Source organism: Pedobacter chitinilyticus (genome assembly GCF_003313385.1).
Taxonomy (GTDB): Bacteria; Bacteroidota; Bacteroidia; order Sphingobacteriales; family Sphingobacteriaceae; genus Pedobacter; species Pedobacter chitinilyticus.
The window spans coordinates 1,281,265-1,304,784 of record NZ_QMHN01000001.1 but is presented as its reverse complement, the minus strand read 5'-3'; the positions used below and the strand labels follow the sequence as shown (position 1 = coordinate 1,304,784).

The 23,520-nt window shown below is 37.2% G+C and carries 19 protein-coding genes; 14 read left to right on the top strand and 5 right to left on the bottom strand.

The window, feature by feature from the left end; genetic code table 11:
• Positions 1 to 29: 29 nt before the first annotated feature.
• Together DUT70_RS05480 and DUT70_RS05475 are read left to right on the top strand one after the other, a co-directional pair.
• Positions 30 to 1,019, top strand: a complete 990-nt coding sequence (locus DUT70_RS05480) for a PorP/SprF family type IX secretion system membrane protein (RefSeq protein WP_240432031.1) — start codon at positions 30 to 32, stop codon at positions 1,017 to 1,019.
• 11 nt (positions 1,020 to 1,030) lie between these two features.
• Positions 1,031 to 3,049 carry an OmpA family protein gene (locus tag DUT70_RS05475; RefSeq protein ID WP_240432030.1) on the top strand — a complete coding sequence of 673 codons (2,019 nt, stop codon included), beginning with the start codon at positions 1,031 to 1,033 and terminating at the stop codon, positions 3,047 to 3,049.
• A 416-nt stretch (positions 3,050 to 3,465) separates the two neighbouring features.
• On the opposite strand, the gene DUT70_RS05470 is transcribed toward DUT70_RS05475, so the two are convergent.
• Both DUT70_RS05470 and DUT70_RS05465 read right to left on the bottom strand, forming a co-directional pair.
• A complete protein-coding gene (locus DUT70_RS05470; RefSeq protein WP_128353301.1) occupies positions 3,466 to 4,014 on the bottom strand; it encodes a M15 family metallopeptidase domain-containing protein in 549 nt (182 codons plus the stop codon).
• A gap of 177 nt (positions 4,015 to 4,191) precedes the next feature.
• Complete coding sequence (locus tag DUT70_RS05465) at positions 4,192 to 4,863, bottom strand: response regulator transcription factor (RefSeq protein WP_113646246.1); 672 nt, start codon at positions 4,861 to 4,863, stop codon at positions 4,192 to 4,194.
• 186 nt (positions 4,864 to 5,049) lie between these two features.
• Here DUT70_RS05465 and DUT70_RS05460 point away from each other — a divergent pair, with 186 nt between their 5' ends.
• The 7 genes from DUT70_RS05460 to DUT70_RS05430 all read left to right on the top strand — a co-directional run bounded on the left by DUT70_RS05460 (position 5,050) and on the right by DUT70_RS05430 (position 14,827).
• Complete coding sequence (locus DUT70_RS05460) at positions 5,050 to 5,469, top strand: hypothetical protein (RefSeq protein WP_113646245.1); 420 nt, start codon at positions 5,050 to 5,052, stop codon at positions 5,467 to 5,469.
• A gap of 565 nt (positions 5,470 to 6,034) precedes the next feature.
• The gene (locus tag DUT70_RS05455) at positions 6,035 to 6,679 is read left to right on the top strand and encodes a hypothetical protein (RefSeq protein WP_113646244.1); all 645 of its coding nucleotides are present in this window, start codon (positions 6,035 to 6,037) and stop codon (positions 6,677 to 6,679) included.
• Positions 6,676 to 7,467, top strand: coding sequence for a sensor histidine kinase (locus tag DUT70_RS05450; RefSeq protein ID WP_113646243.1), 792 nt, complete (start codon positions 6,676 to 6,678; stop codon positions 7,465 to 7,467). The genes DUT70_RS05455 and DUT70_RS05450 overlap by 4 nt, the downstream gene beginning before the upstream one ends.
• A 227-nt stretch (positions 7,468 to 7,694) precedes the next feature.
• A complete protein-coding gene (locus tag DUT70_RS05445) occupies positions 7,695 to 10,637 on the top strand; it encodes a carboxypeptidase-like regulatory domain-containing protein (protein WP_113646586.1) in 2,943 nt (980 codons plus the stop codon).
• Between the two features lie 32 nt (positions 10,638 to 10,669).
• Positions 10,670 to 11,998 (top strand): DUF4876 domain-containing protein, encoded by a 1,329-nt coding sequence (locus DUT70_RS05440; protein ID WP_113646242.1) that lies wholly within the window; start codon positions 10,670 to 10,672, stop codon positions 11,996 to 11,998.
• A gap of 9 nt (positions 11,999 to 12,007) precedes the next feature.
• A complete protein-coding gene (locus DUT70_RS05435; protein ID WP_113646241.1) occupies positions 12,008 to 13,624 on the top strand; it encodes a DUF6850 family outer membrane beta-barrel protein in 1,617 nt (538 codons plus the stop codon).
• Positions 13,625 to 13,663: 39 nt separating this feature from the next.
• Complete coding sequence (locus DUT70_RS05430; protein ID WP_113646240.1) at positions 13,664 to 14,827, top strand: cytochrome-c peroxidase; 1,164 nt, start codon at positions 13,664 to 13,666, stop codon at positions 14,825 to 14,827.
• A gap of 114 nt (positions 14,828 to 14,941) precedes the next feature.
• Here the strand turns inward: DUT70_RS05430 and DUT70_RS05425 are convergent, their stop codons facing one another.
• Together DUT70_RS05425 and DUT70_RS05420 are read right to left on the bottom strand one after the other, a co-directional pair.
• The gene (locus DUT70_RS05425) at positions 14,942 to 15,478 is read right to left on the bottom strand and encodes a hypothetical protein (protein WP_113646239.1); all 537 of its coding nucleotides are present in this window, start codon (positions 15,476 to 15,478) and stop codon (positions 14,942 to 14,944) included.
• Between the two features lie 316 nt (positions 15,479 to 15,794).
• On the bottom strand, positions 15,795 to 17,570 hold the full coding sequence (locus tag DUT70_RS05420; protein ID WP_113646238.1) for an aminopeptidase P family protein: 1,776 nt from the start codon (positions 17,568 to 17,570) through the stop codon (positions 15,795 to 15,797).
• A gap of 163 nt (positions 17,571 to 17,733) precedes the next feature.
• Between DUT70_RS05420 and DUT70_RS05415 the strand changes: the two genes are divergently transcribed.
• The 4 genes from DUT70_RS05415 to DUT70_RS21310 all read left to right on the top strand — a co-directional run bounded on the left by DUT70_RS05415 (position 17,734) and on the right by DUT70_RS21310 (position 21,861).
• Positions 17,734 to 19,224, top strand: a complete 1,491-nt coding sequence (locus DUT70_RS05415; RefSeq protein WP_113646237.1) for an aldehyde dehydrogenase (NADP(+)) — start codon at positions 17,734 to 17,736, stop codon at positions 19,222 to 19,224.
• Positions 19,225 to 19,498: 274 nt separating this feature from the next.
• Positions 19,499 to 20,254 carry an alpha/beta fold hydrolase gene (locus DUT70_RS05410; RefSeq protein ID WP_205529733.1) on the top strand — a complete coding sequence of 252 codons (756 nt, stop codon included), beginning with the start codon at positions 19,499 to 19,501 and terminating at the stop codon, positions 20,252 to 20,254.
• A gap of 1 nt (position 20,255) precedes the next feature.
• Positions 20,256 to 21,476: a sterol desaturase family protein gene (locus DUT70_RS05405; protein ID WP_113646236.1), complete on the top strand. Its 1,221-nt coding sequence runs from the start codon at positions 20,256 to 20,258 to the stop codon at positions 21,474 to 21,476.
• A 220-nt stretch (positions 21,477 to 21,696) separates the two neighbouring features.
• Entirely contained in the window at positions 21,697 to 21,861 is a 165-nt protein-coding gene (locus DUT70_RS21310; protein WP_205529732.1) for a hypothetical protein, read from the top strand.
• 6 nt (positions 21,862 to 21,867) lie between these two features.
• Here the strand turns inward: DUT70_RS21310 and DUT70_RS05400 are convergent, their stop codons facing one another.
• The gene (locus DUT70_RS05400; protein WP_113646584.1) at positions 21,868 to 22,317 is read right to left on the bottom strand and encodes a universal stress protein; all 450 of its coding nucleotides are present in this window, start codon (positions 22,315 to 22,317) and stop codon (positions 21,868 to 21,870) included.
• A gap of 82 nt (positions 22,318 to 22,399) precedes the next feature.
• Between DUT70_RS05400 and DUT70_RS05395 the strand changes: the two genes are divergently transcribed.
• Positions 22,400 to 23,224, top strand: a complete 825-nt coding sequence (locus DUT70_RS05395; protein WP_240432029.1) for a C40 family peptidase — start codon at positions 22,400 to 22,402, stop codon at positions 23,222 to 23,224.
• Positions 23,225 to 23,520 lie beyond the last annotated feature (296 nt).

The following is a 23,520-nucleotide window of genomic DNA, read 5'->3' as shown; positions in this document are numbered from 1 at the left end:
GTTTTATTTAAACAATGGCACCAATGAAAATGAAAAAACTAATAGTTGCAGTAATGGGCATGTTAGCGGTTATTGCAAATAATGTATATGCACAAATAGATCCACATTTTTCTCAATACTATGCCAATCCCTTGTGGTTAAACCCAGGCTTAACTGGGGTAACCGATGGCGCATATCGAGCAAATATTAATGCAAAGCAGCAGTGGAGTAATTTGAATGATGGATATTTAACCGTAGGAGCGTCGTTTGATGCCGCTCCTACCAAAAACCTTGCCTTTGGTGGTATGGTGATTAATCAAAGGGCTGGATCTGTAAATTACAATCAGTTAAATGCCTTGGCCTCGGCTTCGTATCGTATACGTTTTGGTCAGGCAGGCGATAAAATTGTCAATTTCGGATTACAGGCTGGGATCATTAACAAAAGTATCGACATTTCCCGTATCACCTTGGGTAGTCAATACAACCCAACGGTAGGCTATGATAGTGGATTGGGTTTTAATGAGAATTTTGAAGCTCGAAATTTTACAGCTCCTGACATTAATGCGGGCGTGATGTTTTTTGATGCTGCCGATTACAAAAAGATCAATGTCTTTGCAGGTCTATCGGTTTCTCACCTTAACAGACCAAAAGATAAGTTTATAGGAGGCGACGCAAAAATTCCAATGAGGTACACTGCTCATGGTGGAGCTAGGTTAAAAATTAACCAGATGTTCGATATTACACCAAATGCATTGTTCCTTAAACAAGGTAATGCGCAGCAAGTAGCGGTTGGGGCTTATGCCCAAATGATGTTGAATACCCAAACCGATTTGTTATTTGGTACCAATTATAGGGTAGATGATGCGGCGATTGCTTTCTTGGGTTTCCACATTAAAAGCATGGTTTTTGGCGTGAGCTACGACTTTAATACTTCGGCACTAAACAGGGCAACAGGTAATAAGGGAGGGTTGGAGCTTTCCATCTCATTTAGTAGCAGAAAAGGTATTGTTGGCCCTAACTTCTTTTGTCCTCGACTTTAAAAAATTAAGCTATGAAATTTCTAAAAATATTAACAGTTTTTTTGTGCTTGGCTAGTGTAACCAAGGCGCAAATGGGTTCAAGTACCAAACGTATTGCCGATGTTTATTTCTTGAACAAAGAATATTACGCTGCGGCCGAATACTATAAAAGGATGCTTCAAATATCGCCTGATAGTGCTGGCTTTGTAGTGCCTTTTGGTTTTGAACAAAAGATAAAGGAAACCAGCCCCCGAAAAGATGACTACGAATATGCGGTTTATCAACTGGCAACTTCGTTAAGGTTGTACAAAAACTTTAAGGATGCCGAAAAATGGTATGCAGTTTCCAATAAATTTACTAACCCAAAATATGCGCAAAGCGAATTTTGGTATGGAGAATGTTTAAGGGCTAATCTAAAATACGATGAAGCGGTTAAGGCCTTTGAAAATTTCATTGTTCGTTATAAGGCAAACGATGATTTAGTATCAAAAGCAAAATTGGAAATTGCTTCTTGTAGGTATGCACTGGCCGAGATGAAATATCCGAGACTGCTCAGGGTAAATAGATTGATGAACAATATTAATCAAGCGGGTTCAAATTATGCTCCAGCCATGAGCAATAACTCTGGATTTATTTTTACTTCTTCAAGACCTATCGGTGGTGAAGGTAAAAATCAGATTTTGGAAGGAAGTACCGCCAACGTAAAAGTATTTAAAAAAGAAACCCCTTATGTAAATACTATTTATGCGGTAGATGGTGAGAATCCTGCTAGCCAAAAGATTAACATTCAAAAAGTCAATATCGACCTTAAAAAGATGGAGACTGCTGCGGCAACTATCCACCCGAATGGTCAGATGATGTTTTTAACTGCATGGGCAACTAACAAGGAAAACGACAAGCGTAACATTTATATCAGTAGGAAAGAAGGAGATACTTGGAGTTCCCCAGTATCAATGACTGGTGAAATCAATGTAAATGGCTACAACTCTCAACAGCCGTCAGTAAGTAGAGATGGTAAATATTTGATATTCTCTTCAGATAGACCAGGAGGTTTTGGTGGTTATGATTTATGGTATGCAATTTTAAGACCAGATGGAACGGTAGGTAATGCCATTAATATGGGTAGAAAAATTAATACTAGCGAAGATGAGCAAGCAGCTTATTATATACCTGCAAACAAAACCTTATTGTTTAGTAGTAATGGCAAAATTGGTTTGGGAGGTTTCGATTTTTATGAGGCCGTTGGTGATTTTGTAGATTGGACTGAACCTGTTAACCTAGGTTATCCATTCAATTCGGCCAAAGATGATATTTACTTTACAGCCCTAGATGAAGAAGGTCGTGAAGGCTACATCAGTTCTGATAGAGAATCGGTATGCTGTTTGGAGGTTTTTCATATCGTACGTGAATATTTAAATGTAAACGGAACCATCATTGATTGTGTGACCCAAAAACCACTTGCTGGTGCTATTGTCACCATAACTGGAAATGAAGTGCCTGAACAGGTTTCGCAAACGGATAACAATGGTAATTATCATTTTCAAGTTGGAAGTAATAGGGATTTAAAGATTAATGTGATGCGAGACAAATACTTTGCAAAAAACATTAGTTACAATTACGCACAGCTAGTACAGGTTGATACCTTGTTAAGTTCGACCCTTTGTTTGGAGCCGATGATCATTAATAAACCTATTGTACTTGAGAATATCTTTTACGAGTTTGATAGTTCGGAACTTACGGAACAGTCGAAGGTAACTTTAGATACGTTGTACCAAATTATGGTGGACAATCCGAATATTGATATTGAATTGAGTGCTCATACAGATAATATTGGTACAGAACCTTATAATTTGAGCCTGTCGGATAGAAGAGCAAAATCTTGTGTGGATTATTTGGCTAGCAAAGGCATCACCGTGGATAGAATGACTTCTAAGGGCTATGGATTCAGTAAACCAGTAGCACCAAATAAATTAGCGGATGGAAAGGATAATCCAGAGGGTAGGGCATTAAACCGTAGAACGGAGTTTAAGGTCACGAAACAGAAAAATTAAGTTGGTTAAATAAATTAGGGGCGGTAAACATTTGTTTATCGCTCTTTTTTTATGCCCAAATATCAGACTTGCGAAGTTTAACTTTAGTTGTTTGTTGCTTTAGGTTGGTGTAATGCCGTTGTTAGCTAAACCCGATTGCAGCGAACACGAACGTAGTGAGTAAAGTGAAAAGCGGGTCTAGTATAACCTAAGGATCACCGAACCTTGCTTTTCAAAGTCGTTGTTAAATATTTTTATAGACTTGCGAAGTTTAACTTCAGTTGTTTGTTGTTTTCAAATGTTAAGTTAAGGGCTTCGCCGTTTAAAAACTTCGTAAATCTTTGTGCAGATCACCAAAAAAAGAAAGCCCCAGAGGACTCTGGGACTTAGGTTTGTTCACATCGCATGAACCAAACTGATTGAGAGCTAATTCAGTATTAATTATTTGTAGCGGCAGTAAGTAAACTTACATTGGCTTGTTTTCTTCTATAAAGTTCATTCATCATTTCTTTATCACTTAGGCCTTTTGCCCATTGAGGTTTTAGTTCAAAGTACCTCAAATGTCTTAAAGATTGATGTTTGCTGGCCCAGTTAAAACCAAGAGATTCACCTAATTTGCCAACTTTGTCATAAAGTACTTCGTGATCTAGATATTTAAGTTGTCCAAGCGCAGAACATTCATAAATGCCCACACCAAAAGCCAATCCAAAGTTGTGATAAGAAAGATTTAATGTTTCTTGGGTGGTCTCGTAAGCTGCAATGAAATCAAAGGCGAGGTCGTTCATTAAGCTCCTACGAATAATGGTAGATCTGTTTAGGATCTTAATGAAAAAACCATGTTCTTGGCAAAGGGTGATCAGTTTATCAACAAGTGGCATGATCTCTTCGGAGATATTGAAGGAATTATCGTCTTGATAAAAAGAGCTGAAATGTGGATCAATATCCTCGACATCATTGCTCACTTGGTATGAAAAAAATTGGTTCACTTCTTCTCCTTTTTTTGTTTGAACTTTTGTTGTTTGAGAGTCGCTAATCGACAATGCTAAGTGACAAAATTTGGAGAAGATGGAGTAGAGCGCTTTTGCCTGTACTGATAAACAGGTGAAACTACTTGTATAACCAGGTAATTTTACGTGGTTGCTTTGTGGTGAAGAAAAAAGTGACTAGTTGGAGAAGCGGTCAGTTTCTATAAACTTATGTTTAAGTGCATATAGGACCAGGCCCGCGGTGTTTCTACTTCCAGTTTTCAATAGGAGGTTGTTTCGGTGTCCTTCTACGGTGCGGTTACTTAAAAAAAGCTTTTCGGCGATTTCTACACTGCTGAATTGCTTGCATATTAATTGAAGTATTTCTTTTTCTCTTGGCGTGAGTAGATTCTCTTCTTGATCAAGACTAACTACTTGAGGTTTCTTAGTAAGCCCTTTTCGCATAATCTCCAACATGGGGAGTGTAAAGTAGAAATCGTTTTTAAAAACTTCACGGATGGCCTTCTCTACTTCTTCTGGTTCCGCATTTTTAGCCAAGTAACCATTTGCACCTGCTTGAATAGTGGCCAAGATATGGTGTTCCGCTTCGTGGATGGTTAAAATGATTACCCCAATATTGGCTTGAGTTTCCTTGATAATTTTTAAGGCTTCTAATCCATTCATTTCTGGCATGGATAGATCTAACAAGATAATATCAGGTTTTACTTCTTCAATTGCTAAGCGATCAACAAGCTGCTTGCCATTTTCTGCTTCGAAGATAATATTCATGTCTTCAAAGGAATTTACAAGAGCTATCATTCCTTTTCTGAATAACTTTTGATCATCGGCAATTGCAACGTTGATTTTCATCTTAAAAATTGTTTTATAAATATTATTATTCAATGATTTCCTTAAAATGCTATTAAAATAGTAGATTTTTTAATAATTAAGGTCAATACATCTCTTTGATGTACAGTATTAAAGAAATAATCGCATTTTGAAGCGTTTACAAATATCTTTTTTTTATTAGATTCGACAAAAAAAATAAACTTAAAGATGAAGTCAAAAATTAACGTACCAACCATTTCGGTAAACGATGCGGTAGACCGAGTTACACGCTTTCGCGATCAATTAGCTAAACAAGTTCCAGAAACTAACATTCCTAGAGCAGTTTTTATACCTATTAGCGACTTGCTAGCTATTATCAATAGCTATGATATTTTGCGTGCGGATGGCACCACCATCAACGAACTGCAAGGCGTAAGGGCTTATTTTGCAGTAAAGGAAGATGATATGAACCTTGATGATGATATCACTGCAGTAATTGTACCTGTAGATAAAGACGGTGCAGATATCATTTATAAAACCCCAGGTAATGGTGGTTTGGGCGACGATGACGACGATACGGAAATCTACGATTTCACCCAGCCTTGTCCAGATAAATGTGATCCAAAAAGCCCATTATTTGTTCCTTGATCCTAGAAAACATTATCCTTGGATATATTGTTCTGTTAAGTATAATTTTATCGATCGGCACATTGTAGACAAAATATAAAAGAGCCTCTAATAGGAAAAATGTTTGTTTTAAGCACAGCGTTAATGCTGATGAGATTTCAGTACATACTTTTGTGGAGATAGGTATAAGAAATTTTTATATCTACATCTGCAAGTCTTTATTTAAACAATGTTTTCTATTTCACTTTCGGATTATCTAAATGGTCCGAAAGTGAAAATGCACTGCCAATATTAATGTTCAACTTTAGATGTTTTCGAGACATCTTTTTGATACTTATAACAAGCTAATGGATTAGCTATGTTGAGTTTTATAAGTCTATAAGCCTATAAATAAATTAAACATTGAGATGTTATTATGCTTTTCAGTAGCTGTGATCTTCTTTTACGCTCTCTAATTATTTCACTTTTGTAGGTCGTAATTCAAAAATGATACGTCTTATTAAGATCCAAATCCAATTACTGATTTGGAACAAAGGCTTTGTGCCGTACAAAAGCAAACAAAACTACATAAGAATTTAAATACGTAATGACCAGAGATATCCTAACAGCTGTGGTGGTGCCATTAAGCATCCTTGTTCCAATTATTACTTTTTTGCCGAAATATAAAGATGCTGGGAAAGAAACGAAGACTATCTTTTATTACTTAATATTTGCGGGCTTAGTGAATGCAACGGCCATTTATTTAAGTAATCTTAATATCAGAAATCTTCCTTTGTTACATATTTATACGATTGGCGAAACTATTTTTTTTCTAAGTTATTTTCTGCTGATTTTTGAAAATAAAACCATAAGAAGGATATTGTATGGAGCTATTATTTTGCTCCCTATCGCTTTTGTCCTGAATTTTTTATTCTTTCAAAGTATTTACGAATTTAATACTTACACCAGGCCAGTAGAGGCTATTCTGATTACTTCCATTTGCTTGGTATTTTTGTACAATAGTGGTTTTGTAGAGGATTTTCTAAAACAGCCTAAAAGTTGGATCAACATAGGGATTCTCATTTATTTTCCAACGGCCACTATTATCTTTATTCTTTCCAATTATTTTGTATTTGTAAGTTCTAATCGTACTTTAAATGATATTATATGGGATGTGCATTCCATTTTGGTTTTGGCCATGTACCTCGCTTTTGCAAGAGGCTTCTCATTGATTAATAAAAAGATTAAATGATAGATAACGTTTATTTGCTGGTTTTTTATGGGATGCTGTTGTTATTTGTCATCATTGCGGCATTCCTGCTGTTCTATATTCGAAATCAGAATATGGTGTGGAAGCAACGACGAGAATTGCAGGAAACCCAAATTATACAGCAAAAGGAACTGTTAAATGCGGTGATTGATTCGCAGGAAATTGAACGTAAAAGAATAGGCCAGGATTTGCACGACGAGATAGGAGGGACCTTGTCTGCCATTAAATTAATGCTCAACTCCCTGAAAAATAAACTGAATGAACAACAGGAAGAAGTATTGACGGACGCTAAGGAACTGATCGATAAAATGATTGTGGATGTAAGGCATATTTCCCATGATCTATCGCCTCCTGGTTTAGCTGTTTTTGGACTTTTTACCACTATTGAAGCCTTTGTTAACCTCATTAATAATACTGGTCAAATCAAAATTTCTCTAGCGCACGAAAATGATTTAGAGGAGGTGGAATTGCCAGAAAAAACTTCTCTAGCTTTGTTTAGGGTGCTTACACAATTGGTAGATAATACGCTTAAACACGCAAATGCTTCTGAAATAAAAATGCTCTTTGGTGTCCGCGAAGCAAATTTGTCCATTGTATATCAAGATAACGGAAAAGGTTTTGATATGGAAGTGCTTAACCAACGGAGTGGTATTGGAATGCAGAATATCCAAAGCCGCTTACAAATGATCAACGCCAAATACCAAATTGAAACTAGTTTAGGAAGTGGTTTCAAAGTCGATATCAATTATCCTTTGCATCTATCAGAATAATATTCTTTAAAATTACTGTTTCATCAATCAAAGGCATCTAATCTTTTGCCTAAAGGCCCTATTTTATCATTTATAGTTGTGTTTTTATTTTGACTTAGTCTAAATAACATTATATTTGCGGCAATTTGCTACATGGCTGCTCGCTCTCAGGTCGGCAATATAACGTGCAATTTGGTCTAATGAATTTATTTTCAGTGCTTTTTGTGAAATTTCAAAGTAACTTAAAAATGCTAATGCTTTTTTTTGCGGTTTCTTTGGGTTTTGTGGAATTGGCAAATGCTCAATTTACCATTTCTGGTAAGGTATTGAACAGACGTAACCAAGAACCAGTAGATTTTGCCGTCGTAGCTGTGCCAGCGAGCGGCCAGTGGGCTAGTGCTGATGCAAAAGGCCAATTTACACTTAAAAATATCCCCGCTGGAAAAGTTAAGATTGTTATACAATATTTAGGTTTTGTAAAAAAGGAAACCGAGTACATAATGAGCAAAAATCTTACGGATTTGGTTTTCTTTTTGGATGAAGACAATCTTACTTTATCTCAGGTGGAAATTACGGCCAAAAAAGGCACGGATTTAGCCACATCGTTTGTGATGGATCGTAAGGCGCTTGATCATTTGCAAATGCAGAATGTTACTGATGTACAAGCCTTGTTACCAGGAGGGAAAACATCACAACAACTTCATTTGGCGACTACAAGTAGACAATATTTTCAAGTAAATGGAAATTCAGGTGAACGAGGAAACCCAGCTTTTGGAGTAGGACTGGAAGTGGATGGCATACGTATTACCAACAACTCGTTAAGAAGTTCGAATCTTGAATACGATGGCCCAGATACTAAGAATATATCAACAAGCAATATTGAATCAATAGAAATCATTACTGGTATTCCTTCTGTAGAACATGGAGACATGACTAATGGTATGGTTAAGATCAATACTCTTAAAGGCATTTCTCCATATCTGTTAGAGCTTCAAACAAGGCCCAATACTAAACAAGTAGCTTTAAGCAAGGGCATTAATCTGGGCGATAACATGGGTGTGTTAAATTTTAATTTAGAGCATACCAAATCGATATCCAGTTTGGCTTCACCTTATACTAGCTATCAACGTAATGGCTTCTCAATCAGCTATAACAATACGCTTAATAAAAAGAATGGACAGCCCATTACCCTAAATATTGGTATTACTGGAAATGTTGGAGGATATAATTCTGAGGATGATCCTGATTTATTTGTTAATACCTACACTAAAGTTAATGACAATGTTTTTAGAACAAATTTTTCAGCTAAATGGTTGTTGAATAAACCATGGATTACTAGTTTGGAAGCCTCTGGAAATATTAATTATAATGATAAACTTCGAGAAACTAGCCTATTGAAATCAGCAACGGCGTCTACACCTTCTATAAGAACCAATCAAGAGGGATATCATGTAGGGCAACTGTACGATATTAATCCAAATGCACCTATTATTCTTATCCCAAGAGGATTTTGGTACGAGAAAGAATATGTGGATAATAAGTTGATTAACTATAATGCTCGTTTAAAAGCAAATTGGTTTAGGAAGATTGGCAAGATAGATCAAAATTTGTTAGTTGGAGTAGACCTTAGCGGAAGCGGAAACACCGGTAAAGGTAATTATTACGACGATTTGCGCTATGCACCAACTTGGCGGGAATATCGTTACGATCAGGAATCATTTACCTACAACTATGCATTTTATGCTGAAGATGCGCTCACAATTCCCATTAATAAATCTAGTTTGCAATTGGTTGGAGGGATTCGTTCTGAACTTACATCGATTAATGGGTCAGAGTACGGAAACATTTTAAACTGGTCGCCTAGGGCAAATGCAAAATATATTTTTTGGGAAGACCAGAAGCAATTAGTGGAGGATTTGAGTATTAAAGTTGCTTGGGGTAAAACCGTAAAATTACCAGGTTTCGACGCTTTGTACCCTACACCATTTTTTAGAGATATTTTAACATTTGCGCCTGGAACTACAGCTAATGGTGATACATTTTATGCTTATTATACCATGCCAAGAACAAGGTTGTTTAATCCAGATTTAAAATGGCAGAGCAATACACAAAGAGAAATTACTTTAGGGATGACAATTGCTGGTAACCGTGTATTTATTACCGCTGCACAGGATAAAACGACTAATCCATATATTTCTGTTAATAGTTATGAACCCTTTTATTATAAGTTTTCCACTCAGGCTAATTTAGAAGCTTCTACCATTCCCTCAGTAAATAGAATCTATACCGTTAATCAGCAAACAGGCATTATTACGGTGACGGATAAAACAGGAGCACAACCAGCCGAAGATCTTTCTTATACGCAGACTTATGCTTTTATGTCTAATGGAATGACGACAAATGGTTCTTCAGTTACCAGAAGCAGGATTACATGGACCGTAGATTTTAAACAAATTAAAGCATTACGAACATCCCTAAGGGTTGATGGTAACTATTACTATTATAAAGGATTGGAAGAAACGGTGTCCGCTAGCATACCTAATGTTGCAATGGCAGATGGCAAGCCTTATAAATATATAGGTTTTTTTATTGGAGGAGCAAGATCTGCAAATGGAGAATTTTCTAAATCCATGGATATGAACTTGACGATTACCACTCATATTCCAGCACTTAGACTGATCTTTTCAGCGAGATTAGAAGGCTCTTTCTACAAATATTCCCAAAACTTAAGCGAACAGAGAAATGGAAAAAGAGGATTTGTTTTGGATGGCAAAGATGCTTATGAAGCATCCACTGCTTTATTAGGTATTTATGGTGGAAATCATTTTGTAGGCCTATATCCAGATTATTATACAAGCCTTAACGATCCATCTACTAAAATTCCGTTCACCGAAAAACTTGTTTGGGCAAAAGCCAATGATCCAGCTTTATACAATGAGTTAGCAAAGATGATCGTGAAAACTCCTACCAATTACTATTTTAATAAGAATACGCTTTCAAATTATTATTCGGCAAATTTTGCAATAACTAAAGAGATTGGAAGGTTTGCAACGCTTTCTTTTTTTGCCAATAACTTCTTTAACAACATGGCGAAAGTAAGGTCTACTTGGAACAGTTCGGAAAGTTCTTTGTTCAACAGTTCATATATTCCAGACTTTAATTACGGGGCAACATTAAAACTAAAATTGTAAAAACATTTAATCACTATATAAAATCAAGTATTATGAAAAAAATAGCATACCTAATGCTTTGTACGATGATAATCCTGTTTTCTTGTAAGAAGGATAAAGAGTATAAAACATATGCTGTAATCGTACAGTTAGAATACCCGGCAGGTAGCGCTTTGTCTGCCGTAGAAGGTGTTAAAGTTAAAGCAACAGGACGTAATACGTCTTTTGAAGCTACTACTGATAAAGAAGGAAAGGCTGTGTTTAATTTACCTAACGATATCTATGAAGTTTCTTCTTCAGATAAGAGAACGACTGGTTTGTCTACGTTCAACTATAATGCGGTTAAAAGTAATGTTGCTGTTGCAGAGGGTTGGAATAGCGAACAGATTGTGAAATTGGAATTAGAAGCGTCAGCAATATCTCAAATAATAGTTAAGGAACTTTTTACAGGAGGAACACCTACTGATAATGGGTCTGCTGCATTTAAACATGATAGGTATGTGATTCTTTACAATAATTCTAATACCAATGCTAGTTTAGCTAATATCTGTTTGGCTACAGCTATGCCTTACAATTCAACAGGTAGTAACAATTACTATGGTGCTGATGGTAGCTTGACTTATTTGAAAGAAAGATGGATGCCAGCTGGACAAGGATTTTGGTATTTCCAACAAGATGTAGTGCTTAAGCCAGGTGAGCAGATTGTGATTGCATTAAACAATGCAGTTAATAACTCGGTGACGCATACCAAGTCAATTAATTTTAACAATGCCAATTATTATTGTACTTATGATGTTGCTATAACAAGTTATCCAAATACAGGAACATATAAAGCTCCAGCAGAATTAATTCCTAGTTCACATTATCTAAAAGCGATTAGATATGGTGCCGGAAATGCTTGGACCTTAAGTAATGTTTCTCCGGGTTTCTTTTTATTTGAATTGAAAGATATGACTCCTTCAGCATTAGGCGCAAATGTGAGCTACAACAGCCTATATGGAGGTAGTGCAACATTGGTAGATAAGAAAATTCCTGTATCATGGGTTGTTGATGCGGTAGAGGCTTATGAAATTGGAAAAGCCAATCAAAAGAGATTTACAGGAGCGATTGATGCAGGTTATGTTAATTATACTGGCGATTTAGGTTATTCGATTTATCGTAACGTTGACGAGGCAGCGACTAAAGCTATTGCTGGAAACACCACAAAGTTGGTTTATAACTATTCATACGGGACAACCAACGTAACGGGTGGTTCTACAGATCCTAGTGGTATTGATGCCGAAGCTTCAGTAGCAAATGGAGCGCGTATTATCTATAAAGATACTAATAACTCTACCAACGATTTCCACATGCGTAGTAGAGCTACTTTAAGAACCAACTAAACCTCTTAAATGAGTTTTAAGAAATTACAAGTTGTTATTTTGCTTATTGGCGGAGTTTTTTGCTCCGCCAACTTAGCTGCGCAGCAAATTGACAGTGCATTTGCGGATATAAACTACGTTCGCAGACAAAATGCATGGATATCCTCCAAAAATGCCGCAGGTTTAAAACACTTTAAATTGCCCAAAATATCTGAAGCCAAGCTGGTTTTAGATAAATCAAATGGGCAGTTTAGGAATTTTCATCAATCTAGTGATAGCTATGAGTATGGATTAGATGCAAGTTCCATATACAGACTTAATAAGAAGATTGTATTTGAAGGAGCAATTGCTTACAGTAACTTTAAAGGTAAAAACATGGCAGGGTCTGCTTTTATCGATCCATATGAGAATCCATTTGATATTGTCGAGCGCCACGATAACAATAGAGGTACGAAGACAAAAGAAACCTATACTTTGCATGGTGCCATAAGTGCTCAATTGAACTCAAAATTAACAATTGGTGGTCGTATTAATTATCAAGCAGCCAATTTCGCAAAGGCCAAAGATTTAAGACATATTAATAAACTACTAGATATGGAATTGTCTGTTGGAGGTATTTACCAATTAAACGACCTGGTAGAAATTGGTTTGAATTATAATTACGATAGAAGGATAGAGAGTATTTATTTTAAAACCTATGGTAATAAAGGAGAACCATTATCTTCTATTATTAGTTTCGGATCATTTTATGGCCCGTTAGAAACATTTGGAGAGTACGGTTATACTTATGATTCGGCTATAAGGCCATTAACTAATTTTAGCCATGGTTTTTCATTCCAATTAAATCTTAAGCTAAATGAAAAGATTAGTCTTTTTAATGAATTTACTTATGGTAAACCTAAAGGATTTTTTGGAGAAAAGGGTACGGCAAGTATTTTGTATACAGAACATGCTGCAGAAAAATATGCTTACGCAGGGGTGCTGTCTATTTCGAGAAATAAAAATGAACATCAAATTGCTTTGAAAGCAAATTACGCTACCTTATTCAATATTGAGAATGTGTACAGGCGAGAAGTAATGCCGGGTGGGGGGGCTAGGATAGTATATTTTGGTCGAAGAGATGTGTTAGACAAACAACAACTAGAAGCAAATTTGAATTATACTTTTTTTAAAAATATAGAAAATAATAATCCATCGTGGATTTTTAATATAGATGGAAACTATATTCGTCGTCAACAAACAACGTCTGTTTATCCTTTCTATAGAGACCAAACAATCAATAGTTATCAGGCAAAAGTTAACGTGAAGAGAAATGTTGTTAAAGCTGATCAGATGTATAGTTTAGGTTTAGGATTAGGATACGGTTCAGGTAGTGGTTTGGCCAAATACGACGGCTTATATGCTTCTCCTTCTGCTGATCAGTTGGATTTGGCACCAACCAGTATGGATTCATACCTATACCAAGAATTTGAATATTTCACAAAGCCGAGAGTCTCTGCAGATATAGATTTGCAATACACGAAGAAATTAAAAGAGAATATATCACCTTATGTGAAATTAAACTACAGTTTTACCAAAGCTTTTGATACCCAATTTTTGGGAAGTAGTTTTGGAGTGGCTGGATTAAGTGTAGGCTGTAACTTTTAGTTTAAATAACAAAACAAAACATATTAATATTTTGCAGGGATGAAGAAGATGAAACTTTTTGTGGCAACTGGGCTATTGACAGCATTTAGTTTGCTACATTTTTCGTTTAGAGAAATAGGTTATACCTCTGGAGGAATCAAGATAGACAGCTTGCGCAGTTTGTACGAACGTCCAGTAGCGCAATGGCCTAAGCCCAATGTAGATAGCGGTGTGAAATGGAAGGAGTTTAAAGCCTTACCTGAAATGGATAGTAAAGCTTATTTTGCCACCATGGAAAGTGCTCAAGTGGTTTTGGGTAAAAACCTTTTCTTCGATCCTATACTGTCAGGTTCCAATCAAATCTCTTGCAGTAGTTGCCATAATCCTCAAACCTCTTGGGCAGATAAGCTGTCTGTTTCTATCGGTCACGACCATGCCTCAGGCAATAGAAATACGCCATCATTATTGAATGTAAAAGAACGTAAATCTTTTTTTTGGGATGGTAGAGCAACTACTTTGGAAGACCAAGTGAAAAGCCCTATTGAGGCCCATAATGAGATGGCGATGAACTTGAAAGAATTGCCTGCAAAGTTAAATGGCATTAAAGCTTATAAGGAATTGGTGAAGAAAGCCTATGGAACCGATAAAATAACTTTCGATCATGTGGCTAAAGCTCTAGCTAGCTTTCAACGTACCTTAACCAGTAGAAGAAGTCGCTTTGACAGGTTTTTGGATGGAGAGTACAAGCAATTAAACGATAAAGAGCTGGAAGGACTGCATTTGTTCCGTACCAAAGCCAGATGTATCAATTGCCATAATGGACAATATTTTACCGACGAGAGCTTCCATAATATTGGTTTAACCTATTATAAACGCAAATATGAAGATTTGGGGCGTTATAATGTGACCAAGGATCCTAACGATGTAGGTAAGTTCCGTACACCATCTTTAAGAGATGTGATGAATACCGGCCCTTGGATGCATAATGGCTTGTTTGACAATATCACAGGGCTTTTAAATGTTTACAACAGTGGAATGCAGATGAATACCGCTACGGCAGCCCAAAAAGCAGCAGATCCAATGCATCCAGTGACCGATCCTCTGATGAAGAAATTGAACTTGACCAGAGATGAAATACAAGCAGTAATAGCTTTCCTCGAATCGATTACAGCAACGCAATATAAAATGCATAGGCCAGAACAGTTGCCTAGAGATAATAGATAATTGGAGCTATATAGCGTAGCTAATGAAAGTGTAAATTTATAAAGCGTTTCATTAACAAAATAGCCGTTTTAATTTTAAAACGGCTATTTTGTTAATGAAACAATTCTCAATAGATTATTTCCGTTTTACAACTGAATTATTTGGATCTGTCTCTGCCCAACAGTCCAAATATGCTATTTCTTCAGGTGTAGCTACTTTCAAGCTATACCCACCAAAATTTCTCAAGTCATAATCTGCTCCCCCAAAGTGAACAATCAAATTGCAATATTCACCTTCATAAACTTTTAAGCCAAACGGGCCTTCTCCGCAACTATTTTCCGCAGTTTTATCACATAAATATCTATCTTGATAGAAGTCATAAAATACATCGGCTAAAACACTTGCCTTGTTTTTTCTTGTATTTTTCGTTAGATCCATTTGTAGCCCAAATAAGTTTTTACTAATTTGATAAGGTGTTAAAGAGTAATTTTCATAATCGATTTTTTTATGCATTTCGATTTTACCATTAGTTTCTTGACGAATAAACAATTCTCCATCGACTTTAACAATTGAGATGTTGTCTTTGGCTTTAACAATACTTAATTTTTCATGTTTACAAGAGCTAATGGCTACTAATATGAGCGCCATTAAAAGAAATAGTTTTTTTTTCATGTATTTAATTTAAATTAGTCTAAATTAATAAAAAAAATACTAAATTTTGAATATTTGCTATAATCTTTAAAAGAATGGTAGCAGAACCAGATAAATCTAGTTACCGATCCTTTTATTAAAAAACTGAAGCTCACCAAAGTGAAATACAAACAGTGGTCGTATTCTTGAAATCAATTACGGCAACGCAGTATAAAATGCACAGACCCGAACAATTGCCTAGGGATAAATAACAAAAAAGGTCGAGAAGTTTCTCGACCTTTTTTTTACTTTGTCATTCCGACGTTAGGAGGAATCTCCCATAGCGCAATGATATTAACTATATCGCCTTCGTCATTTCCTTTAAAAATGCTTTTTCCTCCTCATTCAACAAAGGACTTACCTTTTCGTAAACCTCTTGATGGTAATTGTTCAGCCAGTTGATATGCGAGGCCTCTAATAACTCTTTCTTCACTAAAGTTGTATCAATAGGAGCAAGGGTTAAGCTTTCAAAAGCATAAAACTCGTTGAACTCATTAGCTGTATCTTTAACCGTTAAAACTAAGTTTTCAATGCGGATACCGTGCTTACCAATACGGTAAATGCCTGGCTCAATAGAAGTAATGGTACCTAACTCAATGGCAATTGGTGTGGCTGATGCATTGAAGATATGCGGACCTTCGTGTACATTCAAATAATAACCCACACCATGGCCTGTGCCATGTCCATAATTTAAGGCGTAATCCCACATCGGGCGACGGGTAATAGCATCGATCTGATAACCACAAGTACCTTTAGGAAAACGGGTTTTGCAACCTTCAATCATCGCTTTTAGGACCAAAGTATAATCAGTGCTTTCCTCATCGGTATTGTTGCCCATTGGTAGCACACGAGTAATATCGGTGGTGCCATATTGATACTGACCACCAGAATCGACTAAGAATAAGCCATCCGCTTTTACCTGAACATCACTTTCTGGTGTAGCGGCATAATGCGGCAAGGCACCGTGTGCTTTGTAACCAGCAATGGTATTGAAACTTTCACCAACAAAACCATCTTGCTCTGCCCTAAAACCTCTCAGTTTTTCTGCCGCAGATATTTCGGTGATTTCCACTTTGTCCACGTTTTCTTTTACCCATTTAAAGAACTTGGTCATGGCTGCACCGTCCTTAATCATGGTTTTACGGGTGTTGGCAATCTCTACTTCATTTTTAATAGCCTTTAAGTAAGTAGAAGGATTTGTTTCTAAAATTTTTTGTACCCCAGCAGGAACCTGTTTATACATGAAAAGGCAGTTGCGCTTAGGGTCAATCAGGATAGAACTGTCTGAAGGGATTTGCTGTAAGTCGGAAGCTAAAGTATCATAACCAACTACTTCAACATTTTGGGCAGATAGCGTAGCTAAATCACTAGCAGTCAGTTTATGTTGATCAAGATAGATCTTTACTTTATCCTCAGCAATTAATGCAAAGCTTAATACCACAGGGTTAAAACCCACATCTTGTCCACGTAGATTGAAAATCCAAGCCATATCATCTAATGAAGAAACCAAATGGTAGTTTACACGCTGTTTCTTAAGCGATGACCTAATCGCTTCCAATTTGCTTGGTACCGATTGTCCAACTACTTCATCAGCCAATAAAAAAGCAGGTTCATCAGGTAGGGAAGGCCTATCTTTCCAAATTTGTCCTACATAATCTTGGTGTTGAAAGCTAACGTCATTAAAAGCCAGTTGTTTTTCAAGTTGCAGACCAAGAAGTACAGAAACAGTTTTCTCATCGAAGGCAATTTTGCTTCCTGTAGGCAGTTTTTCGCCTAACCAATCAATATATTCGGCTACCCCTTGTGCTTTCAGTTTCACCAGTTCAAAACCGCTGTTTTTTAATTGTTCTTCGGCTTGAACAAAATATCTAGAGTCGGCCCATAAGCCAGCAAAATCTTCTGTAATTACTACGGTACTTACAGAACCTGTAAAGCCAGTAACGAAAGGAATACTTTTATAAAAATCTGGTAGATATTCGCTAATGTGTGGGTCGGCAGAAGGGATGATATAGGCTGCAACACCATCTTTTTTCATCAACTCACGGATAGCGGCTAGTTTTTCTGGATGTGTCATTTTTGCAAATAATATTTAGTTGTCAAAGTAATGGATTATTTCGCAATTAAAGGAAAGCTCGGTTCAAAAAGTAATGCCACAAATGTCAAATAAAGGTAAATGAAGAAAAAACTACACATATTTGGATAGCTATCCCTAACTTTAGTCAATTAACCATATCAGCATGTATACCGACCATTCGACCACTGAAATAGATACCCTATTAGCCAAATCAGAAGCAGCATTTTATCAATATAAAAATCTCTCTTTAAAGGAAAGAGCTCATTTCATGCGTAGCATTGCTGCAGAAATAGAAGCCTTGGGAGAAGAACTGATTACCGCTGCTCAAAAAGAGACGCATTTATCAGAAAAGCGATTAATTGCTGAACGTAAGCGAACCATTTTTCAATTGAATAGCTATGCAGATGCGGCTGAGCAAGGGAATTGGTTAGAGGCCAGAATTGATCTGGGTGATGCGGACAAAACTCCATCAAAGCCAGATTTGCGAAAAATGCTGGTTCCGCTAGGGCCAGTAGTGGTTTTTGGTGCCAGCAATTTCCCGTTTGCCTATTCAACGGCTGGTGGAGATACCGCTTGTGCATTTGCAGCAGGTTGCCCAGTGATTGTGAAAGCGCATCCAGCTCATGTAGAAACTTCAACACTCGTGGCCAGAGCGATTTCAAAAGCTGCCGAACAATGCAACATGCCCGAAGGGATTTTTACGCACATTTACGGGGCAGATTTTAAAGTGGGAGAATATTTGGTGAAGCATGAGGCGGTGAAAGCCGTTGGTTTTACGGGCTCTTACAGCGGTGGGCGTGCCTTGTTTGATTTGGCTGCACAACGCAAAGCGCCCATTCCAGTTTTTGCGGAAATGGGTAGTGTTAATCCAGTGTTTTTATTGCCTGATAAATTGCAGCAAGACCATCAATGGCTTGCCGATAAAATGGCTGCTTCTATTACTCAGGATATGGGGCAGTTTTGTACCAATCCAGGATTGATGATTGCTGTGAAAGGTGGGGCGTTAGACCAATACGTCAAACAGCTTTTGGTTAAATTACATGAAGTGACGCCTAGCAAAATGCTGCATAAGGGAATTGCTAGAAATTACATCAACAACATGCAAACCGCCATTACACAAAGACATGTAGATGTGCTTTATCAAAGTGACAACAAATTGGGAGAAGAAGATGGGATGGTTACCATTGCTAAAGTGCCAGGAAAATATTTTTTAACCAATGTACAGCTGCGTCAAGAGGTGTTTGGCCCTTATTCTTTATTGGTAGAATGTAGCGACGAGGCCGAGATGTTAAAGATAGCCCAGCATTTGGAAGGCCAATTGACCACTACTTTAATGGCTACCGTTAACGATATTAACAACAACTCAGGTTTAGTGAATGTGCTGCAAGAGAAATGTGGCAGATTTATCATGAATAGTGTACCTACAGGGGTAGAAGTGGCTTTGGCTATGCAACATGGAGGACCATTCCCTGCTTGTACCGACAGCAGGTTTACCGCCGTAGGAGCAGATGGGATTAAACGTTTTGCCAGACCAGTAAGTTTCCAAAATTGGGATAACGAGTTTTTACCTGACGAATTGAAAAATGAAAATCCTTTAAATATTTGGCGTACCGTAAATAATCAACCTACCCAAGCTGCTGTAGGAAAAGTTTAACCTTTATACGTTATTGCAAGGTGCAGTTTATCCCAACTGTTTCGGTAATGTAGCCCATTGCTTTTTTCTATGTGTCTATGTACTTCATTTAATTAAAGAAAAATGTGAACACATAGACACATTAGGGCATGATTCTTACCGATCATAGTCGATAATCTTCACTTTGATATGTTCATATTGAATTAATAAATATTTAATCTATAGAAATAGTAGTTTTTTTGAAAAGTATTGCTAATTTTGAAGCATTGATGGTTTTTAACCCAAGCTTTAACATATGCAATTACAAATCAATCAAGCTTTAGCTGCTCATCCAATGCCTTATCCAACAACAGTTGCGAAAGATGTGGTGCTTTTGCATGGTCTGTTTGGAAATCTCAGCAATTGGCGGTTGTTGCATAAAGAACTATCTGCGAATTACAATGTTTGGACGCCAGAGCTTCCTCTTTTTAATCATTTTTTGGGAGGAGGACTAAATAAATTAGCTGACTTTTTAGAAGATTTTCTCAACACCCAGCAAATCAGTAATCCTATTCTGATTGGCAATTCCTTAGGTGGCCACATAGCGTTGCTGTATGCGCTAAAGTATCCGCAAAAGGTGACGAGTTTAGTGCTTACTGGTAGTTCTGGTTTGTATGAGAATTCCTTTGGAGGTTCTTTTCCAAGGGTGAAAGATTATCAGTACATCAAGCAAAAAGTAGAAGATGTATTTGATAGGAAGGAAGTGGTAGATGAGGAAATGGTAAACTATGTATTTGACATTGTACAGCAAAAAACTAAAGCGCTTTCTGTAATTATGCTGGCCAGAGATGCGCAAAAGCAAAACTTGAAAGAACTGCTCCATTTTATTCAAATACCCGTGTTGTTAATTTGGGGATTGCAGGATGTGGTGACACCTCCAGCCGTGGCTGAAGAGTTTTACGAACATTTGCCCAATGCTACCCTGCGCTTTATTGATGAGTGCGGACATGCGCCAATGATGGAGCAACCTGAATTGTTTAATGAATATGTAAGTCAATTCCTTGCTTCTTAAGATGGAAAAAATCAATTACCTGGCTTTTGCTATTCCTGCATTTTTCCTTTTTGTGTATTTGGAATATATGTTGGCCGTAAGAAAGAACAAGGCACATTTTTTTAAGTATGAAAGCTCAGTAGCAAATATTAGCATTGGTATTGCAGAGCGATTGTTGAACTTGTTTATTGCGGCAAGCTTTTACGAACTGTTCAGCTACGTTTATCAAAATTATGCCTTATTTAATATCCCAAACACTTGGTGGGTGTGGGTTTTACTAATTTTAGCCACTGATTTTGTTTGGTATTGGTATCATAGGCTAGGACACGAAGTGAATTTTTTATGGGCGGCTCATATTGTACATCATCAAAGTGAGGAATTTAACTTAACGGTATCGGCTCGTATTACTACGCTTCAAGCTTTGATAAGAGGGGTATTTTGGTGTGCCTTGCCACTGTTGGGCTTTCATCCGCTGATGGTGGTGGTTATTTTAACGATACATGGCGCTTATTCATTTTTCACCCACACACAGCTGATTGGCAAACTGGGCTGGCTAGAAAATGTATTGATTACACCATCATTGCATGGGGTACATCACGCTAGCGATGATAAGTATTTGGATAAAAACTACGGTGATGTATTTGTGTTTTGGGATAAAATGTTCGGTACCTTTCAAAAGGAAGAGGAACCGCCAACCTACGGATTAACGCATCCTATTAAGAGTAATAGCTTTTTATGGCAGCATTTTCACTATTACTTAGAGGTGATAGAGGCTTGTCGTAAAACTGATGGTACTTGGAACAAGGTGAAAATTGTTTTTGGGAGTCCCGCATTGCTGGATCAAGAGATTAGGCCCCAATTGGAACATAGGTTTTTACAGCATAAATCGGCTGCTACCGCTAAATTTAAGCTAAAAGGATATATCAACCTACAATTAGGCCTAAGTGTGGTGATATTAACTTTAACTACGGCTTTTTGGGCTTACATTAATGTTTTTGATGCCTTAGCTATCCTCATATTTGTGCTCATTACACTTATTAATTGTGGGGCCCTGTTAGAACAACGCAAATGGATTTACTACTTGGAATGTGTAAGATTAATATTGCTGTTTGGCTTTGTGTTTTACCAATTAGATTGGGTGGAGTTGATTTTTCTGCCAACCATTATCCTTATTATTTTAGAGAGAACTTTTGCATTAAGTAGTCTTTACAAAAACTACGTGTTGCAATACGAAGATATTTAGAACCTTAACTAACACTAACTAAACTTCTGCCTTGTTTGGTGCCGTGAGTACTGGACAGGCAGATTTTTCATTTTGTAGTGAGCCAAAGAAAAAAAACTCGCAGGTTTTTAAAAATCTACGAGGTTTAACGTCTCTGTCCAGACTTACGAAGTTTTAGAAACTTCGTAAGTCTCAAATATGGAATATTGTTAGATTTTTCTATCGAAGTATCAGCACCATCATGATTGAAATGACGAGAATAGGGCGGTTATTGCATAGCTTTTTGTTAGGTAGCCCCGACAGTAAAGGAAAGCCCGCAAGTGAGCATAGCGAGTGCGGACTTGTAATGGATGGCGGGACTGTTGGTGGTAACTTGCAGAAATTTGCGCTTCAAAAAAAGGACTGATTTGATTTAAACTTCTGCTTTGTTGGGCACAATTAATACTGGGCAAGCAGATTTTCTGGCCACATGCTCGGCTACACTGCCCATTAAAAAATGGTTTAGTCCCGTACGTCCATGAGTACCAATCACAATTAAATCGGCATGCCATTCTTCTGATTGTTGTAAGATGCCGTTTGTAGCCGTATCGAGTGCAGAGAGATAGGTAGTTGCTCGCCCATTACTGAATTTGTCTTCAATTTCTTTCAATAAAACATGACTATTTTCAATGCTATTGTCGTAAAGGTCGATAATGGCAGGGGTAAAGCCAAAATCGGGGTTGGCAATTGGCGGAGCTGGTTCTACAATGTTCAAGAGTGCTACTTCGGCATCGTAAAGAGCCGCCATTTCATAACCACTTTTCGCGGCTTTTTCAGCACAAGTGCTATTGTCTACCGCAATTAAAATTCTTTTGTAGTTCATGGCTTTAAGTTTTTTGTTTCTACTAAGTAACAAAAAGTAAAGCATAAAGTTTCTCACATTTGGGCACAAAAATGATTGATATATGTCACATATTTCCATTATTTTTATCGCAATTCAGTTTTGTAATATGGAAATGTACCACGTTTGTCGCATAGCAGTAGCTCCACTTAGAAAAGAACCATCAGACCGAAGCGAGATTGTTTCACAGTTATTATTTGGCGATAGGGTACTGCTTTTGGAAAAAACCGAAAAATGGTGTCTAGTGAGAACCCATCATGACCAATATGAGGGTTGGATGGACCATAAGCAGTTGCAATGGGTTACTGATTTGCAATATCACGACGAGCAGAGCTATCGATATGTTACGGCAGTAAATTTCGATAATCGTTTGGTAGATGATGCTGGCACGGTTTATTACCTAAGTCCAGGAAGTACTTTACCTTTTTATGAAGATGGTTATTGTTATTTGGGTGAAAGTAGGTTTGAGGTAAAAACAGAGCCTTTTATTCCAAATGTTGCCAACTTTGCCACTAAGGTAGAAGCCACTGCCAAGTTTTTTTTAAACTCGCCTTACCTTTGGGGCGGACGTAGCTTTTTCGGTATCGACTGCTCTGGATTTGTACAAATTGTTTATAAATTGTTGGGCCTTAGTTTACGCAGAGATGCTTCGCAACAAGTGGAAGAAGGGGAACTGGTCGACTTTTTAGCTTCGGCCAAAATGGGGGATTTAGCCTTTTTTGATAACGAGGAAGGAAAAATTATCCACGTAGGGATGATGTTAAGCAATGATAAAATTATCCATTCGGCTGGTAAGGTTAGAATTGACCCTATTGATAACCAAGGGATTTATAATTTGGAATTAGATAGGTACAGCCATAAATTAAGGGTGATTAAGAGGTTTGTTTAAATTAGTGGCTAGGGATTAGTGACCTAGTTGTTAGTAGATAAGGGCTATGCACAGTGCCGACTCTTTGAAATTAGTTTGTTTGGTTCATTGGTTCATCAGTTAATTAGGAATTAGTGATCCTATTCCTATACCGTCATCTCGACCCTAGTGGAGAGATCTTTGGATCTGTTAATGAAATTATTCACTATTGATTAAAATAGTACAACTTACACTCCGAACGACAAGAGCTGATTCCTTTTTCGAGGTTAGGTATCTTCCCTAAAGTGTGTGTCATCATAAGAGATTTTTCCCTCTAT

Coding starts and splice junctions, on each gene's coding strand:
- DUT70_RS05480 (WP_240432031.1), top strand. CDS start 30: ATGAAAAAACTAATAGTTGCAGTAATGGGCATGTTAGCGGTTATTGCA.
- DUT70_RS05475 (WP_240432030.1), top strand. CDS start 1,031: ATGAAATTTCTAAAAATATTAACAGTTTTTTTGTGCTTGGCTAGTGTA.
- DUT70_RS05465 (WP_113646246.1), bottom strand. CDS start 4,863: ATGAAAATCAACGTTGCAATTGCCGATGATCAAAAGTTATTCAGAAAA.
- DUT70_RS05460 (WP_113646245.1), top strand. CDS start 5,050: ATGAAGTCAAAAATTAACGTACCAACCATTTCGGTAAACGATGCGGTA.
- DUT70_RS05455 (WP_113646244.1), top strand. CDS start 6,035: ATGACCAGAGATATCCTAACAGCTGTGGTGGTGCCATTAAGCATCCTT.
- DUT70_RS05450 (WP_113646243.1), top strand. CDS start 6,676: ATGATAGATAACGTTTATTTGCTGGTTTTTTATGGGATGCTGTTGTTA.
- DUT70_RS05445 (WP_113646586.1), top strand. CDS start 7,695: ATGCTAATGCTTTTTTTTGCGGTTTCTTTGGGTTTTGTGGAATTGGCA.
- DUT70_RS05440 (WP_113646242.1), top strand. CDS start 10,670: ATGAAAAAAATAGCATACCTAATGCTTTGTACGATGATAATCCTGTTT.
- DUT70_RS05435 (WP_113646241.1), top strand. CDS start 12,008: ATGAGTTTTAAGAAATTACAAGTTGTTATTTTGCTTATTGGCGGAGTT.
- DUT70_RS05430 (WP_113646240.1), top strand. CDS start 13,664: ATGAAGAAGATGAAACTTTTTGTGGCAACTGGGCTATTGACAGCATTT.
- DUT70_RS05425 (WP_113646239.1), bottom strand. CDS start 15,478: ATGAAAAAAAAACTATTTCTTTTAATGGCGCTCATATTAGTAGCCATT.
- DUT70_RS05420 (WP_113646238.1), bottom strand. CDS start 17,570: ATGACACATCCAGAAAAACTAGCCGCTATCCGTGAGTTGATGAAAAAA.
- DUT70_RS05415 (WP_113646237.1), top strand. CDS start 17,734: ATGTATACCGACCATTCGACCACTGAAATAGATACCCTATTAGCCAAA.
- DUT70_RS05410 (WP_205529733.1), top strand. CDS start 19,499: ATGCAATTACAAATCAATCAAGCTTTAGCTGCTCATCCAATGCCTTAT.
- DUT70_RS05405 (WP_113646236.1), top strand. CDS start 20,256: ATGGAAAAAATCAATTACCTGGCTTTTGCTATTCCTGCATTTTTCCTT.
- DUT70_RS21310 (WP_205529732.1), top strand. CDS start 21,697: ATGATTGAAATGACGAGAATAGGGCGGTTATTGCATAGCTTTTTGTTA.
- DUT70_RS05400 (WP_113646584.1), bottom strand. CDS start 22,317: ATGAACTACAAAAGAATTTTAATTGCGGTAGACAATAGCACTTGTGCT.
- DUT70_RS05395 (WP_240432029.1), top strand. CDS start 22,400: ATGTCACATATTTCCATTATTTTTATCGCAATTCAGTTTTGTAATATG.